Source organism: Chryseobacterium sp. CH25 (assembly GCF_004119455.1).
Lineage (GTDB): Bacteria > Bacteroidota > Bacteroidia > Flavobacteriales > Weeksellaceae > Chryseobacterium.
The window spans coordinates 779,128-798,763 of sequence record NZ_NRQT01000001.1; the positions used below are offsets into that span (position 1 = coordinate 779,128).

The following is a 19,636-nucleotide window of genomic DNA, read 5'->3' on the forward strand; positions in this document are numbered from 1 at the left end:
CATTATACATTAAAACTACTTATTTACTTTCAATATAAGTAGCATCAACCAATTTGTTTGGTTTCAGATAAACGATATTTTTTTGAAAGTCTAAAAACAAATTGAACCTTTTCAGAATTTCATTGCCTAAGATATTCATTCTGGTTCCTGTTACAGGTCTGCTTTGGGATAAGAGCTGTACAGGAATATCTTTTAGTTTTGTTTTTCCCAGTGACAGGGTCTGAAGGTTTGAAGTCATCACAGGAATTTCATTTCCCTGAGCTCCTCTCATGATTACTTTTTTAATGACCTTCATTTTATCGGTGGGAAAACCCTGCTCGTTTAATAAAGGACCATCCAGCATGGCAGTTCTCTGATATCCTGTATCAAACAGATACCAATCTTTGTTTTTAACTTCGCCCTGTACAATATCTACCGGAACCTGAAAGACATTATTAAAATACTTTATCGGAACCTGAGAATATTGAGATTTCACATTGGCTGGCAGCTGAGAATGTACAACCATTATTCCTTTATCATGGTTTAATTCTACAATCATTCCATCAAATAAATCCCATCCAAATCTACCGTCTGTGCCATGCCCGGTAAGCTGTGCCGGATAAATTTTAAACCCCTGATATTCTTTTTTCCCCATCTGCAGGATATTAGGACCTGCTTTTAATGAGCTTTTGATTTTATTCTTTAATGTTTCCTGTGTAAGGACAAGATCACTTGTACCTGTATCAAAATTAAGTAAAAGGGAGTCTACTTTGTTGAGTACTGTTTTTACAAATATGGTATTCTGCTCATTCATATGAAGCTGCAGAGTATCTTTAAAGGACATTTTACTGAAATCTTTCGGTGGCAGAGATTCTATTCTCGTCAATGCAGAGTCTTTCCCCTTCAAAAGAATGATAAAATCTTTTTTTTCTCCTTTTTTGATATCTACAATGAGAGAATCTATATCTGTTTTTACAATAACCCGTTTTTTGGAAGTTGCTATTTTAGACACGGTATATACATCCGGTTTAATTGTAGGGTCTATATTCCAGTCTGTTTTTAAGCCATTATCTTTTTCGTAAATAACAGCCTTAGATCCATTTGCTTTCAGAACAGGTAATTTATTATTCTGAGCAAATGAAAAGGACGTTAGAAATGAGACAATGCATAATGATAAGAAAGGCTTCATACTTCAATATTATTTAAATTAAATACAAAATTTACCCAAATAAGTCATTACAACATCTATGGCTGTATTTCCTATTGTGGTACCATCATGAAAGCAGTTATCTGTAGGAGCAATATAAAACTGATAAGGATTCTGCCTCATTTTAATCACAGGATAGGTTGGGTAATGTTTTAGAAAATAGTCTGTAATATTCTCATTAGTTATTTCTACATCCTTAAGTTCCTCTTTTTCTTTAAGCATATTACATGCCTGTTTCATTGTAAGGTTGATAAACAAAAAATAGCGGGGCTGCTCTCCTAAATTGATGGTAAATCTATTCCCGTACTGATAACAGGTATGCAGCGTCATATCTTTAGAACTATCTTTATGAACTCCTATAAAATGGATATCATTAAAAGTATAATTTTCTGGTAGTTTTCTTTTATTTAAAGAAACTACTTCACTATTGGGATAGTTGGTTGCAATACTCATAAACCTATAAGGCGCCATAGAAATTTCATCTAAAACGTCATTAAGATGAGTATTCAGCTCCTGAACCAGTTCTTTATTTTCAATAAATTTCTGAAATGCATCACTATCTGAAGTCGCAGAATGAAGATTCAGTTTATGAAACATTTCTTTTAATTCTTCAGGAATTTCTCCTATAAAAACAGAATTATAATCTTTTTTATTAACGTGATCTCCTGTTATAGTTTCCAGTTCCTGCTCAGACAGTTTTCTCCAGTCCCTTTTTGCCAAATGGGCATTGGGTTCATATTGTGCTTTGAACTTAATGTCTCTGAATACAATTTCTACGGGCTCGTGTTTTGAATGATGAGCTACACCGGAATTGATTTCTAAAACATCTTCTAAATTCTCGCCATATATTTTGATTCCTGATTTTAGTTTCATAGTCATTAGTAATTATTAAATTCTCCTACAAATACCATTGTAATATCAAACTTTTTATTTCCCAGCGTACTTCCATCATGAATAAAATTATCTGTTGGAGCAATATAATACTGATACGGCTTTACTTCCATTCTTATCACCGGATAATCCGGATAAAGTGAGAAAAATAGTTCTACAATATTATCTGACGTTACAGAAACATCCTGATAATGTTTCTTAACATCGGTATAGATTTGTTTCAGCGTTAAATTGACAAAATACAGATACCTGGATTCCTGACTAATATTGATAGAAATCCTGTTGTCTGATTTATAGGCAGTATTCGGAGTAAACTTTGTACTCTGATCAATATGCAAACCTGTATATTTTATATGCTCTCTATTATGGAGATGAAAAGTGGTGGTATGCATATCCGGAAGACATCTCGTAATTCTGTGAAAGTTGTATTTCTGAGTTTCTGATTTCTGATTAAGAAATTGATTTAAGACTTCATTAAGCTTTAATGTAAGCTTCTCATCTTCCTGGAATTTAGGTTGAACATCAAAAAGAGTTTTGCACTCTTCTAATTTTATTGCTTTAAAAAGCGTCTTTAATTCAGCCGGAATTTCGCCCAATCCTAACGTATTGAACATTTTATTTCCTTTCCCGGAATAAGAAAGTAGTTTGTATTCAGCTTCAGTAAGATCACGCCATTTATCATTGGGTAAATATGCATTATCAAAATACTCAATTCCTGTATTCACCACTTTCTCGGCAACTACTCCTTTATTGATTTTAAGCTGGTTTTTCCAATTGAAATCAGAATCTCCGGCCAGGTACATTCCTTTCTTCAGATTCATGCTAAACGATAATGCATTAATTTTTCTTTAACTTCAGACTCAATCATAATTTCTTCAGTTTCAAACTCCAGCTCATGTACTACATCATCATAAGAAACTTTGGACACTCCCATTTCCTCTTGTGCTTCTTGTGGAATATCGTCAATAATATCATTTTGAATGTAGGTAATAAGCTTAATCATATCATGACAATAAATAGTAGGATTATCAAACCCTCTGTCGTTAGAATAGCGATTTCCTAAAAATCCACCACCACAAAAATCATAGAGAGAACAGTTAAGGCATTTCTGCGATACCATTGAGTGGGCATTCATATAGACATCAAAAAGTCTGTCTTTAAACACATCTCCAATAGCATGGGTATGAATATTAATATTGTTTCTGGTTATTCCTTCATAACAGGCTCTTATAAAGTCTGCCACTTCTAAATTCCCATTGGTTTCCAATACGGCAACACCATTGATATTTTTACCTAAAACCTGATCACCTTCATCCTCGCCTACAATCAGGTCAATAAGTGTTTTAAAAAATCTTACAGTCATCCTGTCTTTGTCATTCTTCCAGATTTTAAAGAGTTCTATGAGCCAATCTGCATAGGGAGTATAATTTTTTGTATTAACCAATTCCCTCTCCATCCCATCGGGAAGCTGATCAAAATGTCCATCCGGAAGAAGGATATTAAGACCTTTTACATTAAGGTTTTTCGCTTCATCATATAGTTTCTGAGGAGGAATGTTAATATTAATAACGGATAATATCCCGTTAAGTCCATAATCCTGTCCCAAGATAATAGCTTCTTTTACCTCATCATAAGAACCTTTTCCGTTATGAAAAACACGGTATTTGTCATGATATTCTTTAGGACCATCAATACTTACCCCAACCCTGATACCCAATTCATTAAAGAGCTTATACCATGCTTCATCCAACCCAACCCCATTGGTCTGGATCACAAAATCAAAATAATGATCGGGAAGTATTTCTGTGAAAATTTTGATAGATTCACGATAAAACTCTTTGGATATTAATAAGGGTTCTCCTCCATGAAAAACAATCTGTATATTATTCAAATTATTTTCCAGGCAATATTCATTAAGTTTGACAGCGAAAGCTTTTATAGTATCAATTGACATGAATTTAGGCTGCTTCAAATACGTTTTATCACCCAAATTATACATGTAACAATACGAACAGTTGAGATTGCATCTACTTGCAACCTTTAATACAAAAGATGTAATCATATCCTATCAGATAAAAATATAGTTCTCCGCTATTTATTCCAGCGAAGAACTATATATTTTTAATTTAGTAATTATAACTTAGGAGTAGCCAATAAGAACTGATCAGCTTTATTATAAGCAGCAGAAGCTCCTGATCTGGCTGTTACGCTACAGTTTTCAGGTGATATTATAACAGAAATTCCACCAAAAATAGATTTATATAAATCTACATTTTCAGAAGTCTGCATCGCTTTTTTAAGGATGTTCTTTTGCTCTAGATTACTGGTAATTTTTAATTTCTTTTTCATGTTAAAATAGTTTTGGTTAATACATTATTATATTTCCCCAAATATAGATATTTTATCAAATGAAAAAAGATTTTTTTTACAAAATAATTACTTTTTCTTAATTGTTATTGCAAAACCGCCACTTCTAGCCATTTTAAAATTAATTTTTGACTTACTTGTGATTGTTTTGTTATAAATATGATAACTCTGAGGATTATCAATATAGTCAGCATCTTTTCCATCTTCATAGATCGTTGCTTCATATGTCTGTCCTTTATCAAGGAATGAGAAATCTACTGTGTATTCACGTTTGTTTTCATCTGTAATTCCTCCAACAAACCAATTCTCTGTACCTTTTGCTTTTCTGGCAGTGATTACATAATCTCCCGGTTCTGCAGATAAGATTTTCGTATCATCCCAATCAGCAGCTACATCTTTGATGAACTGGAATGCATCCATATGCTTCTTATAGTTCTCAGGAAGGTCAGCAGCCATCTGAAGCGGCATATACATTGTGACGTATAAAGCAAGCTGTTTAGCCAACGTAGTTTTCACGAAACGTGTATCTCCAGGGAAATAGTAGTCTAACTTCGTCTGGAAAATTCCCGGTGTGTAGTCCATAGAACCACCCATCCATCTTGTAAAAGGAAGTACAGTCTGATGATCCGGCTTATTTCCACCGAAAGCTTCATATTCTGTTCCACGTGCTGCTTCTGCTGAAATATAGTTCGGATAAGTACGGCTTTCTCCTGTAGGACGCACAGACTCGTGAGAGTTTACCATGATTTTATAGTCGTTTGCTTTTTCAGCAATTCTATAGTAATGATTGATGGTCCATTGAGAATAATGATGTTCTCCTCTTGGGATAATATCTCCTACATATCCTGTTTTCACCGCATCATACCCATATTTATTCATTGTTTGGAATGCTTTATCAGCCCATCTTTCATAGTTCGTAGCAGAACCTGAAGTCTCGTGGTGCATGATTAGCTTAATTCCTTTTGAATGCGCATAATCGTTCAGCATTTTGATATCAAAATCCGGGTAAGGAGTAATGAAATCAAAAACAAACTCTTTAGAATGTCCGAACCAGTCTTCCCAGCCAACATTCCAGCCTTCAATTAATAATCCCTGGAATCCGTTTTCAGCAGCAAAATCGATATATTCTTTAACTTTTGTATTGTTTGCTGCATGTTTTCCATTTGGAGTCAGTTTTGTAAAATCTGTTTTACCCAAATGAACATTTTCAGCTGTAGAATAAGCCCACTGAGATTTCCCGATGATCATCTCCCACCAAACACCCATATATTTTGTAGGGTGAATGTAAGAAGTATCGGTGTACTTTGTAGGTTCGTTCAGGTTAAAGATCATTTTAGAGTCCATTACCTCTTCAGCTTTTGGAGCTACAATAATTGTTCTCCAAGGCGTTACTGATGGAGTTTGGATATATCCTTTCGCTCCCTGTCTGTCTGCTGTTAAGTGTGTTTTGAACTTAAAATTCTGAGCATCTACCTCAAGGTGTGACACTGGATAATCTAATACTGCAGCTTCTGCAACATTAATATATAAAGGGGATTTACCTTCTCTTTTAAGCATTAACGGAGACTGAACTGCATTTTTCACCAAGGTCTGAGAAGCATTAGCATCAAACGCTTTATCCCATTTTGCCGGAATTTCAGAAACTTTTGTTTCCTGATACTGATATTCTTGAGAATCGTAATCTGCAACCATCCACCAAGCCTTCATATCGGTTGGGAAATCAATTTCAGAATCTTCTTCTCTGATTACGAAATAATTAAGATTTTTCTGTTGTGGAAATTCATACCTAAATCCAAGACCATCATTGAACAATCTGAATTTCACTACAATACTTCTGTCTGTAGAAGCCTGATTTAACGTAACTGCTAATTCATTGTAGTGGTTGATATAATTTTTCTTCTCTCCCAAAACCGGCTGCCATGTCTCGTTTTTGGAGTCTCTTTTTTCATCTACCTTTGCAAAACCGTTATTAAGGTCGAATTTTGCATCTTCTGGTTTGGCAATTTCAGAAGCAAATTTTATGGCTGTGTCTTTAAATAATCTCAATCCCAATTTTGAATCTTCAACCACTACCGCACCGTTGTATTTCAGATTATAGAAAGGAACTCCATCTTTTAACTGGAAGTTCATCTCAAATTTACCGTCCGGCGATTTTAAAGATTGTGCTTTCACACCTGTAAACATCATTGAGAGCAAGAGTGCTCCAACTGTAATTTTCTTCATAATGACTATTTATTAACTTAAAAAAATAAAGTGCTGCAGTAAAGCAGCACTTTGCTTTATTTTAATTTGATTTTTATTGACTTAAAATACTGGGATTACAGAGAATTCTCCTGTGATATCATTGAAGTAAACATCATAATTAAATGCTGTACTTAATGGGATATTGGCACCTCCTACAGTTGTTACTCCGTAAAATTCCTGCGCAATGCCCCAGCTTGTTGACCAATCATGATTAGCTCTGAATTTGAATTCTCCAGAATTCAGCATTACATTTTTCTTTACCCAAATATGAGCATCAAAAGCTGATTTCTGTAGATCAACATCTGTACTCCAGTCTCCTGAAGCTGTTCCTATCATTGATATGGAAGTATAAGTTGTAGTTGGATCGGCAATTGCATCAAATGTATATGTTAATGCATTTGTATTAATTGTCAGTTTGTAATACCCTGCAACATCCACTTTAATATCTCCCGATGATCCACTTGAACTCAAAATACCAGTTGCTCCCCCCATTCCATATTGAGGATCCCAGGATCCAGGAGTTTTAATCATTTTAAAACCTCCTTTTGCAAAATATCCTGTATAAGAATAAACACCTGCTGTAGCTCCTTTTTGTAATGATAGAAACTTTGTGTTTGTAGCTGTATTATCCCATGTTGCAGCTGTAGCATCTCCTATCAGATAAAGATCTGTATAATTATAATTAGGTCCCAGAATGTAAGGGGTTACAGCCAAAGTAAGAACGTTAGAATAAAAAACGGCCTTACCTACACTTGTTTTAAGCCTCACTTCTATCTCATTCACTTTATTGGCAACTGCCCCCAGACTCATTGCCAGTGTATTCAGTTCCTTATTTGTTAAAGAAGAAGGTGAGCTCACTACATCTACCAGTTTACTTCCTTTAAAACTAGTTCCTTTAATTCCAAGTTCTATTTGTGGCTTTGATACGACTGTAAGGTCAAACGTAGATTTTGACCACGTAAAACTTACAGCTTCTGTATCTAATTTCGTTTTATCTAAAACAATTGTTGTTTTATCAGCTGAGATCTTGCTTTGAGCTGTTTCATTCAGTACCGCCTGGTCTTCATCTTTTTCACAGGAAACCACCAAAGAAATCCCGGCAACTGCTATTATTAATATTTTAAAAAATTTCTTCATGTTTTTCATTTTAATTAATAACCAGGGTTTTGAGATAGGTTAGAATTCAAATTAAGATATTTATTAGGGATTGGGAAAAGTAATTTATTACTTGAAAGATCTGTCCCACTCATATTTCCGCCTTTCCACTGCCAGGTATAACCTGAAGTATATTTCCCAAAACGGATTAAATCCTGACGTCTGTATCCTTCCCAATACAATTCACGCCCTCTTTCATTCAAAATAAAATCAGGTGTTAAAGCTGACTGTAATACCGAAGGGGCTCCAGCTCTGGTTCTAAGAATATTTACATAATTCAAAGCTGTGGCAATGTTTCCTTTCCCATTTACTATAGCAAGTTCTGCATACATCAGGTAAGCATCCGCCATTCTGAACAATGGAAAATCTGTATCTACAAAGTTGGAATCACTTCCGTTACCATCTGTTGAAGTTTTATTAGAGAATTTAATAAGCTTGGTTCCCTGATCAAATTTTAAATAATCTGAAATAGAAGCCGGATCTGTATTTCCTGCAACTTTCATTACTCTAGGGTCTGTATTTCCAACCGATTGCATAAACTCCTGTCTAACTCTGTATCCCTGCCAGCCAAAATCAATTCCTAACGTTGCTCCTACTTCATTTGTACAGTTTGCATGAATTAGAAAGGTAGTACCTCCGTAAGTTTTTGTTTTGATCCCATCAAAATTAATAGGGAAGATAATCTCTTCCTGTGCTCCATTGCTGTTATTATCTGCTTTAAACAAATTAGCATAAGGGATTTGGGCTATTTTATAATTGGAACCAATTACCTTTTCAACTTCTGCCAGTGCTTCTGTACTTTTATCTGCTCCTGTATAAACTTTTGCATTCAGATATAATTTAGCTTTTAGCATCCATATTGCAGCTTTATCTGCTCTTCCATATTCATTCATCCTTGGAGCAGGCAGGTCTCCTTCAATGGCAGTTAACTCATCAATTACATAATTGAACATAAACTCTCTTGACTGCATCACCGGTTTTGTTCCTAAAGGATCATTTTCAGTAGCAAAAGGCATCTTTCCATAAATATCAATAGCATGATAAAAAGATAAAGCTCTTAAGAATCTCGCTTCAGCTCTAAAAGTTTTAATCTGAGCTTTTAAGTCAGATGATACTCCCCTAGAGTTCAGTTTTTCATCCGTTGTTTCTCTTAAATATTCATTTACAAGACCAATCTGAAAAAATATTCTTGCAAAAAATGCTTCATTAAATACATTATCAGCGTTCCACATATTGAAATTAAGATCTTTGATTGTTGGGTTATCACTTTCCCCCCAAGCAATAATAGCTTCATCCGTAGTTAGCTCCTGTAATTGCCAATATCCTCTTAAATACTGAGAAAAACCTTCATTAGGACCACCATCTGCTTCATTTCCTAAATCTGAATCACCATTTCCTGCTTTCTGCCCTGTTACTGCTAAACCTGCGTAGATTTTAGCTAAAAACTGCTTGTATGAAGCTGGGTTTGCATAGAATTGTTCTGATGTAAATAATTCATCATCTTGAACTTTTACATCCAAATCATTCAGACAGGATGATGTTGCAAAAAGAAAAGCGCCTGCAATGGCCCAATTTCTTAGTTTAAATATTTTTATTCTGTTAAATTTCATTGTAAAGAAGATTAGAAGTTAGCATTAATACCTAGGGTAAACATTCGTGCTCTTGGATAGATTGAATTATCTACACCATCATTAAACACCTCAGGGTCAATGTTTTTATATTTCGTTATTGTAAAAACATTCTGAGCTGCAACGTATACCCTCAAACTAGCATTATTTCCTATGAATTTATTGAAGGTATATCCTAATGTTACATTATCCAGCTTCAAAAAGCTTCCGTTCTTCACGTAGTAATCAGACATCTTTTGAGGTTCAATAAAACGAGTTGTATTAAAATCCAAAGGACTGTTACTGATTGTATTATCCACTGTATTGTTAATATTTCCTAAGTGAGCTCTGTCAGCAGAAATTTGATCATACACATAATTCCCCAAGCTCATTCTCCATCCCATAGAAAAATCCCAGTTTTTGCCAAACGTTGCATTAGTCATCAAGCCCATTGTAACATCTGCCTGAGGTTTTTTATAATTATATTTATCTGCACTGGTAATTTGTCCGTCACCATTTCTATCTACATAAGCTCCTTCAACAGGTTTTCCATTAGCATCATAAACTTGTTGATACACCCAGAATGCATATGGAGAATATCCTTCTCTAAAAGTCTGAACAAACCCACCAAGACCAACACCACCTTTATCAATACCATTCACTTCAAGTTGTTTGATATTGATTTTATTATAAGATAGATTATAATTAAAATTCAGGGTGAAATTTTCATTTTTCACAGCTTTTACATCCAATCCAAGGTCTACCCCTCTTGATTGAAGTTTCCCAATATTTTTAGGACCTATAATTCTTAAATTTTCTAAAGGTCCTTCAGGAACAATTGATAACAGGTCTTTTGTATCTGCCAGATAAAAATCCAATGTCCCTTTTATCCTATTATTTAAAAATCCAAAATCTACTCCTAGGTTATACTTTAAACTTTCCTCCCATTTAAGATTCTGGTTATATCCATTTGCTTTTGCAATTTCGTAAAACTGGTTTCCAAATTGATAATATAAAGTAGTTGAAGTATTATAAGTTTTAAAATAATCATATCTATATACCCCAATATCTTGCTGACCGGTTTTTCCGACACTTGCTCTTAATTTTAAGTCAGAGATACTACTGTTTCCTTTTAAGAAGTCTTCTTCCGATATTTTCCATGCTGCAGCAACTCCACCAAAGTTACCCCATCTGTTATTTTTACTAAAGCGGGAAGAACCATCTCTTCTATAATTAATAGTAAGTAAATATTTATTGGCATATCCCAAGTTTAATCTCCCAAAGAACGCCTGTAAATTCACATCCGGTTTAGAATCCGGATTATAAAAATTATTGGTTGGATCTAATGCATATAACAATGTATTTCCTGATGCAGAACTCACTTTGTGGTAATTCTGATATTCATACCCTCCCATAGCTTCAAGATTGAACTTTCCAAAAGTTTTGGCATAATTCAACTGTACATTAGCATTTTTATTAAGAATACTTTCATCTGAATAAGAATCCTCTCCATAAAAATCAAACACGTTATTTACAGAAAAATAACCCGTTCTGGAATATTTATTAGTGACCACATGCCCATCCAGTTCTTTACTGTCTAAACCTGCATTCACGATCAATCTCAGGTCAGGAAGGAAGTGAAACTTATAATCCATGCTAATATTTCCGAAAAACCTTCTGAAATTCTGAACATCATGTTTATTTCTGAGCATACTCACAGGGTTTGAGTTTCCATATGCTTTAGGAACCTTAATCCCTCCTATCATGTCATATCTTGTCCACTCAGTATATCCTCCAAATGGGGAAGCAGAATCAAAGACAGGTTTTGTAGGATCATAGGAAAGTGCATTTTTTATAGCATCTTCATTGGCTTTATTCTGAAAAGTATAAGAATAAGTACCTGTAATGTTAAATTTCAGATGATCATCAAAGAAACTTGGACTTAATGCAATATTCGCAGTTGTTCTTCTGAACTGGGAAGTAATCAACAGCCCTGAATTATCCATATTATCAATGGAAAAACGAGTCGGAACTCTCCCAAATAAACTTCCGGAAACCGAAGCATTGATATCGGTAGTCACAGATGTCTTGAAGATTTCCTTCTGCCAGTCTGTATTGGCCGTACCTAATAAATTAGCTTTCCCCGGTACATACTGGTTGATGATATTTCTAAATTCATCACCGGAATATACATCAATTTTTTTAGCAAGAGTATTTACTGTTGTAAATGCGTTTAAAGCAACTCTAAGCTTCTTACCCCCTTTTTTAGTGGTAATTAATATCACCCCATTAGAACCTCTGGAACCGTAAATCGCAGTAGAAGCCGCATCCTTCAGTATTGAAAATGATTCAATATCATTAGGATTAATGGTAGACAAAGACACACCATCTAATGGTAAACCATCTACAACCAGTAAAGGATCATTATTAGCATTCAATGAAGATCCACCTCTGATCCTTATTGTAGCCTCATTTCCTGGTGTCCCAGACTGGGTAATCACTAACCCCGAAGATCTACCATTAATTAATCCTTCAGCAGTAGTTACTGCTCCTTTATTAAAATCAGCAGCAGACAGAGCCGTAATAGATCCGGTTAAATCAGTTTTCTTCTGTTTACCATATCCAATCAAGACTACCTCCTCGATTTTTTTCTCTTTGGCGGCAGTGTCTTTAATCTGCGCGTGCATTACTGTACTTGCCAGTAAGAAAGCAGGCGCTATTTTTAATACCGTTGTAAAATTCTTCACAATCTTATTTTTATAGTTTCGTTTCAGTCTTGTTCTGGCCTGTTGCCAGTGCTGCAATTTAAAAAAAAATTAGAATTATTATAATTTTAATATAAATTATGATAAAATTATGTATATTACGAAACCGTTTTTAGTTAAAATTATACGCCTCAATATTTTACACGATAGTATGCAATGCATAATATTTGTTTCGCGTTAACAAAAAGTTAAACATTCGTTTAACTTAATTTCATATTCAAGTCCGGAAAACGACAAGATTTATCATAATAACTCCACAAAGAGCGGTATTACAGAGATAATCCTTATCTTTGTAGTCAAAACTTTACTATAAATGTCAAACAGAAAGATGATTACGGCAGCTTTGCCTTATGCAAACGGTCCGGTTCATATAGGACATTTGGCAGGTGTTTATATTCCTGCGGATGTTTACGCAAGATTTCAGAGAAGATTAGGAAAAGATGTAGCGTTTATCTGTGGTTCAGATGAGCACGGTATTCCTATTACCATAAGAGCTAAAAAAGAAGGAGTTACTCCTCAGGATATTGTTGACAAATATCACGGGATTATTAAAAAATCTTTTGCTGATCTGGGAATTTCATTTGATGAATATTCCAGAACAACTTCTCCCAAGCATTATGAAACCAGCCAGGATTTCTTCAAAGTTCTTTATGAAAAAGGAAAATTTACGGAAGAAGTTTCTGAACAGTATTTTGATGAGCAGGCTGGAGAATTCCTTGCAGACCGTTATATTGTAGGAACCTGTCCGAACTGCGGCAATGAAAATGCTTACGGTGACCAGTGTGAGAAATGTGGTTCTACCCTATCTCCATCCGAGCTGATTAATCCAAAATCAATGCTTAGTGGAAATGTTCCTATTCTTAAAGAAACAAAGAACTGGTACCTGCCACTTAACGAATATGAAGACTTTTTAAACGAGTGGATCATTGAAGGTCATAAAGATGACTGGAAACCTAACGTATACGGTCAGGTTAAATCATGGTTAAACGATGGGTTAAAGCCACGTGCAATGACCAGAGATCTGAACTGGGGAGTTCCTGTCCCTCTTCCAAATGCAGAAGGGAAAGTACTTTACGTTTGGTTTGATGCTCCTATCGGATATATTTCTTTCACGAAAGAATGGGCTGAGAAAAACGGAAAAGACTGGAAAGATTACTGGCAAAGTGAAGGCAGTGACCTGGTACACTTTATCGGAAAGGATAATATTGTATTCCACTGTATCATATTCCCGGCAATGATGAAGGCACATGGAGATTATATCATGCCTAAAAATGTACCTGCATTTGAATTCCTGAACCTTGAGAACGATAAAATCTCAACTTCAAGAAACTGGGCGGTTTGGGCACATGAATATGTTGAAGATTTCCCAGGACAACAGGATGTTTTAAGATATGCTCTTCTTTCATCGGCTCCTGAAACTAAGGATAATAACTTTACATGGAAGGATTTCCAAACGAAGAATAATTCTGAATTGGTAGGTATCTTCGGAAACTTCATCAACAGAGTTGCAGTTCTTATTCATAAATATTATGATGGAGTTATTCCTCAGGGAGATATTAACAGCCCAGAGTTAAAAGAGATCAATAAAGCAGCAGCTGAAATTTCAGGGTTCCTTGATAATTATGAATTCAGAAATGCTTTATCTGCATTAATGAACCTTGCAAGATTTGGAAACCAGTATCTTCAGACTGAAGAGCCTTGGAAAACCATCAAAGATAATCCAGAAAAGGCAGCTCAATCTCTATTTGTAGGAGCTCAGATTGCTGTTGCATTAGCTCAGCTTTGTGAACCATTTATGCCTTTCAGCTCTGAAAAGCTATTGAACATGTTCAATGTTGAAAAGAAAAGCTGGAGTGACGTTGAAACACAATCTGTTTTAATTGAAACAGGTCATAAAATCAATGAAGCATCTCTTCTATTCTCAAAAATTGAAGACAATGTGATTGAAGCTCAAATCCAAAAGCTTGAAGACACCAAACAAAACAATAAGAAAACCAACCCTAACGCTAATCCAATGAAAGAAGAAATCACTTTTGATGATTTTACAAAAATAGATCTTAGAACCGCTACTATTTTAGAGGCTGAGAAAGTAGAAAAGGCAGATAAATTATTGAAACTTACTGTAGATACAGGAGTAGACGTAAGAACTGTAGTTTCAGGTATTGCAGAAAGCTTTACTCCTGAAGAAGTAATTGGAAAGCAGGTAATGATTTTATTGAACCTTGCTCCTAGAAAGATCAGAGGAATTGAATCTCAGGGAATGTTGTTATTAACGACTAAACCGGATGGTAAATTATCTTTCGTAACACCGGATGACAGTAATGTTGAGAACGGTATTGAGATTGGATAATTAATATCTAAATATAAAGATTAAGGGCTGTTTCGGATGAAGCAGCCTTTCTTTTTAATTGCAGACCAGTTTTTTAATATATTATATTCTCTCGCAGATGATTCTAAAATAAGTTTTGGCTAAAACCAATGAAGGGACATGAAAGATAAAACGGACTAAAGCCCATTTCTATTAAATATCGTTAAATACACTTATCCTTTATTGATTCTTTTTTGTAAATTGTTGGATTACGCAAAGACGCAAGTTAATTCACAAGCTATATGCTTTAAGGCGCAAGGATTTTACCTCCGATACAATTGAATGCTGCCTATTTATTCTAATATTATTTATATTTGCAGCCGTTATTATGGTTAATAAAAGTGTTTTAAGGAAACTCTCCGACTCAGAATTAGAAAAGTATTTAAAAGAAGGCAATCGCTTTGTTCCCGAATCCGTTCAAATGGCTTTTGAAATTCTGAACGAAAGAGGAAGATCTTTTACTGAGCAGGAAAAAATCGCAGTTCATAAGTTAATTCAAAGTAAAAAAACAGAAGAAGAAGCAAAGTCTGCAGAGGAGAAAGAGCTCTGGAGAGATCATATCACAGAAGATTCAAATGCTATAAAGCTTTTCCCAAGGGAAATGATATTCATAATCAGCATCATTTTGGGAACTATTCCAGGGGCAATTTTATTAGGACTAAACCTGATTAAACTCAAGAAGTATGGCCCTGCTGTTCTGACATTTATTTTTGGATTTGTTTTCCTTTTCATTCAAAATGGTATAGTTTCTTTTATGTATAAAGGCTCTACCCAATCCATTTATTCCTACAGAAAAAGTCCGGAACTTTTCATAGCCATTGTAGGTGCTTTGATATTGTTGGTGTTCTGGGTTCTTTTTACACCAAAAAAGCTGCCCTACCGAGCAGCTTCTTATATTGTCCCCATTATTATTTGTACTATAATGGCTTTTTTAATCACCATTAATTATCAGGGTCTATTTTCAAGTTATCTCTTAGTAAGTTTTGCTAAATAAGAGTCTTCATCCTGCAATACTTTCTCTACTTTAAATCCATTATTTTCAGCAGCATTTTTCAAGGTATTGAAATCTAAATAAAGCCATGTGATTGGTTTTTCAGATTGCCCCTTATAATGAACAACATATTCCAGTTCTCCGTAATATCCGCCGGCAGGAATGTATACTCCACCATCTTTATCACGGTCAAACATATACAAAATATCTGTACTGTCAATTAGAATCTGTCCGCCTTCGTTCAACAAATTACCTAGCTTTTGAAGATAAGTATCAATCTTGGATAATCCTTCAAAAATTCCGGTACCATTCATTAATAATAAAACAGTATCGAACGTTTCTCCTGAAAAATCAAGGATATTTTTGCAAACAGCCTTCTTAATTCCTCTTAACTGGCAAACTTCAATAGATTTTGGAGAAATATCCAAAGCTGTAACATCAAGATCAGCCTCATTCTGAAGATATAATGCATGTGAACCTGCTCCTGCACCAATATCCAAAACTTTCCCTTTGGATAACTGCAATGCTTTTTGCTCAATAGCATTCATCTCTTCAAAATCCCTGAACAAATAGTCTACAGGAAGTTCATCCAATTCAGAAATTGACGTTTCCGTCTGCAGGTCTTCAGGATTTTCATCGTGATAATAATCCCAGATAGCTTGGCCCATTAAATCTTTCATGGTGCAAAGATACAGCTTCAGAGGATAAAGTTCAAAGCAGAAGGTTCAAAGTTCATGGTTTAAAGTTTAAAGTTGGACTTTATACCATAATCTCAAATTTACACTCTAAACTCTCTATCTCAAGTCTATTATCTCATTTCTCACGTCTTCCAAACTTCAATCTCTTATGCTATTGATTCCTTTTCTTCGTGTCTGTCTGCCTGTGATTCGTTTTCTGCTTTTCCTGCTTTCCAGTAAGAAAATGCATAGAGCTCTTTTGAAGTCCAGTTTCTTTCTTTTCGGAGATAAGTACGAATTTCTTTAACACTGGAAAATTCGCAGGCTACGTACCCAAATTTTGAAGTTTCAGGAATATCAATATTCTTCACCACTTCAGCAATTTCACTGCTGATTTGAGGTTCGGAATTATGCAGCCATTTAAATTCAATATCTGCTTTGGTTTCCAATACCTGTTCATCATCTTTTCCATGAACTTCAATAATACAGATTCCTTTTGCTGTTTCTGGAAGGGTTTCCAAAATAGCACTTAAAACAGGAATTGCCGTAGCATCACCTGCCAGTAAATACCAGTCTGCTTCAGGGTATAACTCTTTTCCATCCAGGCGCATCATTACTCCAAGTTTTGCTCCTGCTTCTGCTTCCCTTGCCCATTTTGAGGCTGGTCCTCCATCTCCATGATCTGCAAAATCAATAAACACTTCATTCTTCTCCAAGTCAATTCCTCTATGAGTATACGTTCTGATAGATGGAGCTACTTCTTTTGGCGGATATACCCACTCATCATTTTCTATGGTTGGAAAGTGAACTTCGTTTAAGCCAACCGGAGGAATAGCAATTTTATTATTATCTCCTATCGTTGTATTTTTAAACAATTGAACTTCTGGAGAATACAAATACACTCTGATAAAATGATCGGTGATGTATTCTTTTCTTGTGACTTCGGCAATGAATTGCCCTGTTGAAACTTGAGCCATAACTGAATTAATTTTTTAAGTTAAAATCCGGCTTCCGATCAATATCAGAAACCGGATTTGTAGAAAGTATTTGATTCAGACTAAGGCATAATTACCCTAATCTTATTTTTTAAAATTCAAAAGTATAAGACAGGTTAAATGTTCTGCCTCTTCCTTTATAATTAAACAATGCAGGCATTCCGTAGCTTGAATATAAAACCTGAGAACGTTTGCTCCAAATGGTTTGATAATCTGTATTGAACAAATTCTGAATCCCAAGGTTCAATTTTCCAAACTGGAATCGGTATCCTATCATAAGGTCTGATGTATTGTAACCTTCAATTACATTCTTAAGTTCATCCTCCTGCTTGAAATTCTGTAACGACTGGAATCTGAATGACCAATTCTTGATATTATACCCAATATAGGTTACCAATTTTGATGGTGAAGCATTATAAATTTCCTGTTTCTGCCATTCACCTTTGTTGTCTACTTCAGATTTAATCAATAATCCGCTGGCTCCAAAATAAACTCCATTGTTCATAGAATAAGAAATCTCAGCCTCGATTCCCATATTTCTTAACTTCAGATCATTAACAAGAATTTGATATGTTTTTTTATCTATAGCCACGGTCTTGTCAGAATTGCTTAAGAATCCGGCAACCTGAGCTCTTAATCCGCCTTTATTAATACGATATCCAACTTCAAACTGGTTGGTTTTAATAGCCTGTAAAGGCTGCTCTTTCACGTTGACACTGGAGATTACATTCCAATTCTTCTTGTTCTTATCCAGCTCATATTTCCCTACTCCATAAAATTTAGCAGGATCAGCTAAACTTGCCCCCTGGGAGAATGTTCCCCAAACCTGATTCTGTTCATTGATTTTATAGAGTAATCCGGCATTCGCTAAGGTTACGTTATAGGAGCTTTCTCCTCCTGGAATTTCTGAAGCAGATGTTCCATATCCCATAGCAATCTGTGTTTGCTGTTCAGAACCCACAAAATCATCCATTTTTACATTAATATGCTGGTAACGGACTCCTGCATTAAGCTGTAACTTATGAATGATATTATATTTTGCCTGAACATATCCTGCATAGCTTTGTGAACGGTTTGTAGGATATCTGCCAAGACTATACATCGTTTCATTGACAAGTCCTCCACTGGACATTGTTTTAGCTATATCATAAACAGATTGTGTCCCTTCAAATTTTTCAAAATCTATATCAGCTCCATAAGTTATATTCAACCCCTTCCATGATTTTGATAATAATGCCTTTATTCCGGAATAATAAGTATCCTGCTGAGACGAAGACATATAGTATCTTTTTTCTTTATCTGCCAATTCTATTTTTCCAGGGAAAGGATAAAATCCAAGTTTTTCTCCCCTTGTTGCTAACTGAATATACAGATCCTGTCCGCCAAGAATATTATTTCCCGTATAGGCCACTGTTGCCATATAACGTTCTGTTCCTATATTTTTATCGGAAGAAAAGCCATCTCTCATTTCCAGCAGATTTGCATTTTGATTTGTAAAAGCACTTAGGTTTTCCCCTAAATACAAACTTCTGTCCCCATTGAATTTAGAATTATAATATTGAAGAGAAGCTGTTATTTTATGCTTATTGTTAAACTGATATCCTCCAGTTGCCAAAATGTCAATAGATTGGTTATACTGAAGATCGGTTTGGGTAATATCTGTAAACAGCTGTTTCTGATCTGCTCCATATGCACCGCCATTTTGCTGATAAGCAACACCCAATCTTCCGAAGAACTTCTCTCCTTTGGCTGAAATAGCCTGAGCTGCACGGAAATCATGGTCATCTTTCCCCATAAATCCTGTACGCACTCCTAATTCAGTTTCTCCACTGATTCCCTTTTTGGAAGGTGTTTTTGTAATGATATTAATGATTCCACCCGTTGCATTTCCACCGTAGATAGAACTTGCTCCGGAAAGCACCTCAATTCTTTCAATATTAAATGGATCAATGGCGTCCAACTGACGGCTGATGGTACGGATGCTGTTTAATGAAACTCCATCTATCATCACAAGAGCAGAACGACCTCTCATATTCTGGCCGTAATTGGTTCTTCCCTGCGGTCCGATATCCATACTCGGAATTAAAATGGATAGCATTTCTTTAATTGGAACTCCGCTTTTCGCCTGTTCCTGAATTTTTTCTTTCTGAACTACCCAAACGGTACCTGGGATTTCAGAAATTTTGGTAGGTTTTCTTGATGCTACGATAACAACATCTTCTATCCCTTTAGAGGGTACAGAATCTTTAACAGTTTGGGAAAACATCAATCCCGATGCTAACAGACCTATGAATGCATAATGCTTTTTCATTCCTTCAAATCAAAGTTTTATAATTTCGCAAAGGTAATTTTTATTTAGAAACAATAAAAATAAGAAAGGGTGAAATTTT

At 35.1% G+C, this 19,636-nt stretch carries 14 protein-coding genes; 2 read left to right on the plus strand and 12 right to left on the minus strand.

Annotated features, from left to right (window positions below; all coding sequences use genetic code 11):
- Positions 1-19 precede the first annotated feature (19 nt).
- The 9 genes from BOQ64_RS03440 to BOQ64_RS03480 all read right to left on the minus strand — a co-directional run bounded on the left by BOQ64_RS03440 (position 20) and on the right by BOQ64_RS03480 (position 12,197).
- Complete coding sequence (locus BOQ64_RS03440; protein ID WP_228448120.1) at positions 20-1,168, minus strand: hypothetical protein; 1,149 nt, start codon at positions 1,166-1,168, stop codon at positions 20-22.
- Positions 1,169-1,186: 18 nt separating this feature from the next.
- Positions 1,187-2,059, minus strand: coding sequence for a hypothetical protein (locus tag BOQ64_RS03445; RefSeq protein WP_129056003.1), 873 nt, complete (start codon positions 2,057-2,059; stop codon positions 1,187-1,189).
- 5 nt (positions 2,060-2,064) lie between these two features.
- The gene (locus BOQ64_RS03450) at positions 2,065-2,898 is read right to left on the minus strand and encodes a hypothetical protein (RefSeq protein WP_129056002.1); all 834 of its coding nucleotides are present in this window, start codon (positions 2,896-2,898) and stop codon (positions 2,065-2,067) included.
- Complete coding sequence (locus BOQ64_RS03455) at positions 2,895-4,139, minus strand: radical SAM protein (RefSeq protein WP_129056000.1); 1,245 nt, start codon at positions 4,137-4,139, stop codon at positions 2,895-2,897. Before BOQ64_RS03455 ends, BOQ64_RS03450 begins: the two co-directional genes overlap by 4 nt.
- A gap of 71 nt (positions 4,140-4,210) precedes the next feature.
- A complete protein-coding gene (locus BOQ64_RS03460) occupies positions 4,211-4,426 on the minus strand; it encodes a hypothetical protein (protein ID WP_129055998.1) in 216 nt (71 codons plus the stop codon).
- An 87-nt stretch (positions 4,427-4,513) separates the two neighbouring features.
- Positions 4,514-6,667, minus strand: coding sequence for a glycoside hydrolase family 97 protein (locus BOQ64_RS03465; RefSeq protein ID WP_129055996.1), 2,154 nt, complete (start codon positions 6,665-6,667; stop codon positions 4,514-4,516).
- An 81-nt stretch (positions 6,668-6,748) separates the two neighbouring features.
- Positions 6,749-7,825, minus strand: coding sequence for a SusF/SusE family outer membrane protein (locus BOQ64_RS03470; RefSeq protein WP_164975742.1), 1,077 nt, complete (start codon positions 7,823-7,825; stop codon positions 6,749-6,751).
- A gap of 14 nt (positions 7,826-7,839) precedes the next feature.
- Positions 7,840-9,453, minus strand: a complete 1,614-nt coding sequence (locus tag BOQ64_RS03475) for a RagB/SusD family nutrient uptake outer membrane protein (RefSeq protein WP_129055993.1) — start codon at positions 9,451-9,453, stop codon at positions 7,840-7,842.
- Between the two features lie 11 nt (positions 9,454-9,464).
- A complete protein-coding gene (locus tag BOQ64_RS03480) occupies positions 9,465-12,197 on the minus strand; it encodes a SusC/RagA family TonB-linked outer membrane protein (protein WP_129055991.1) in 2,733 nt (910 codons plus the stop codon).
- Between the two features lie 331 nt (positions 12,198-12,528).
- Between BOQ64_RS03480 and metG the strand changes: the two genes are divergently transcribed.
- Together metG and BOQ64_RS03490 are read left to right on the plus strand one after the other, a co-directional pair.
- Positions 12,529-14,565 carry a methionine--tRNA ligase gene (gene metG / locus BOQ64_RS03485; protein ID WP_129055990.1) on the plus strand — a complete coding sequence of 679 codons (2,037 nt, stop codon included), beginning with the start codon at positions 12,529-12,531 and terminating at the stop codon, positions 14,563-14,565.
- Positions 14,566-14,911: 346 nt separating this feature from the next.
- Complete coding sequence (locus tag BOQ64_RS03490) at positions 14,912-15,577, plus strand: hypothetical protein (RefSeq protein WP_129055988.1); 666 nt, start codon at positions 14,912-14,914, stop codon at positions 15,575-15,577.
- Here the strand turns inward: BOQ64_RS03490 and BOQ64_RS03495 are convergent.
- From BOQ64_RS03495 to BOQ64_RS03505, 3 genes are all read right to left on the minus strand, one after another.
- Complete coding sequence (locus BOQ64_RS03495) at positions 15,550-16,254, minus strand: class I SAM-dependent methyltransferase (RefSeq protein WP_129055986.1); 705 nt, start codon at positions 16,252-16,254, stop codon at positions 15,550-15,552. The two genes, BOQ64_RS03490 and BOQ64_RS03495, sit on opposite strands and share 28 nt — an antisense overlap.
- Positions 16,255-16,418: 164 nt before the next feature.
- Complete coding sequence (locus BOQ64_RS03500) at positions 16,419-17,228, minus strand: siderophore-interacting protein (protein ID WP_129055985.1); 810 nt, start codon at positions 17,226-17,228, stop codon at positions 16,419-16,421.
- 109 nt (positions 17,229-17,337) lie between these two features.
- Positions 17,338-19,557, minus strand: a complete 2,220-nt coding sequence (locus tag BOQ64_RS03505; protein WP_129055983.1) for a TonB-dependent receptor — start codon at positions 19,555-19,557, stop codon at positions 17,338-17,340.
- Positions 19,558-19,636 lie beyond the last annotated feature (79 nt).

Bases quoted from the DNA above. Each gene is read 5' to 3' on its own strand.
- BOQ64_RS03460 (WP_129055998.1), bottom strand. From the start codon at position 4,426: ATGAAAAAGAAATTAAAAATTACCAGTAATCTAGAGCAAAAGAACATC.
- BOQ64_RS03500 (WP_129055985.1), bottom strand. From the start codon at position 17,228: ATGGCTCAAGTTTCAACAGGGCAATTCATTGCCGAAGTCACAAGAAAA.
- BOQ64_RS03450 (WP_129056002.1), bottom strand. From the start codon at position 2,898: ATGAATCTGAAGAAAGGAATGTACCTGGCCGGAGATTCTGATTTCAAT.
- BOQ64_RS03490 (WP_129055988.1), top strand. From the start codon at position 14,912: ATGGTTAATAAAAGTGTTTTAAGGAAACTCTCCGACTCAGAATTAGAA.
- BOQ64_RS03465 (WP_129055996.1), bottom strand. From the start codon at position 6,667: ATGAAGAAAATTACAGTTGGAGCACTCTTGCTCTCAATGATGTTTACA.
- BOQ64_RS03440 (WP_228448120.1), bottom strand. From the start codon at position 1,168: ATGAAGCCTTTCTTATCATTATGCATTGTCTCATTTCTAACGTCCTTT.
- BOQ64_RS03470 (WP_164975742.1), bottom strand. From the start codon at position 7,825: ATGAAGAAATTTTTTAAAATATTAATAATAGCAGTTGCCGGGATTTCT.
- BOQ64_RS03455 (WP_129056000.1), bottom strand. From the start codon at position 4,139: ATGATTACATCTTTTGTATTAAAGGTTGCAAGTAGATGCAATCTCAAC.
- BOQ64_RS03445 (WP_129056003.1), bottom strand. From the start codon at position 2,059: ATGAAACTAAAATCAGGAATCAAAATATATGGCGAGAATTTAGAAGAT.
- BOQ64_RS03495 (WP_129055986.1), bottom strand. From the start codon at position 16,254: ATGAAAGATTTAATGGGCCAAGCTATCTGGGATTATTATCACGATGAA.
- BOQ64_RS03505 (WP_129055983.1), bottom strand. From the start codon at position 19,557: ATGAAAAAGCATTATGCATTCATAGGTCTGTTAGCATCGGGATTGATG.
- BOQ64_RS03475 (WP_129055993.1), bottom strand. From the start codon at position 9,453: ATGAAATTTAACAGAATAAAAATATTTAAACTAAGAAATTGGGCCATT.
- metG (WP_129055990.1), top strand. From the start codon at position 12,529: ATGTCAAACAGAAAGATGATTACGGCAGCTTTGCCTTATGCAAACGGT.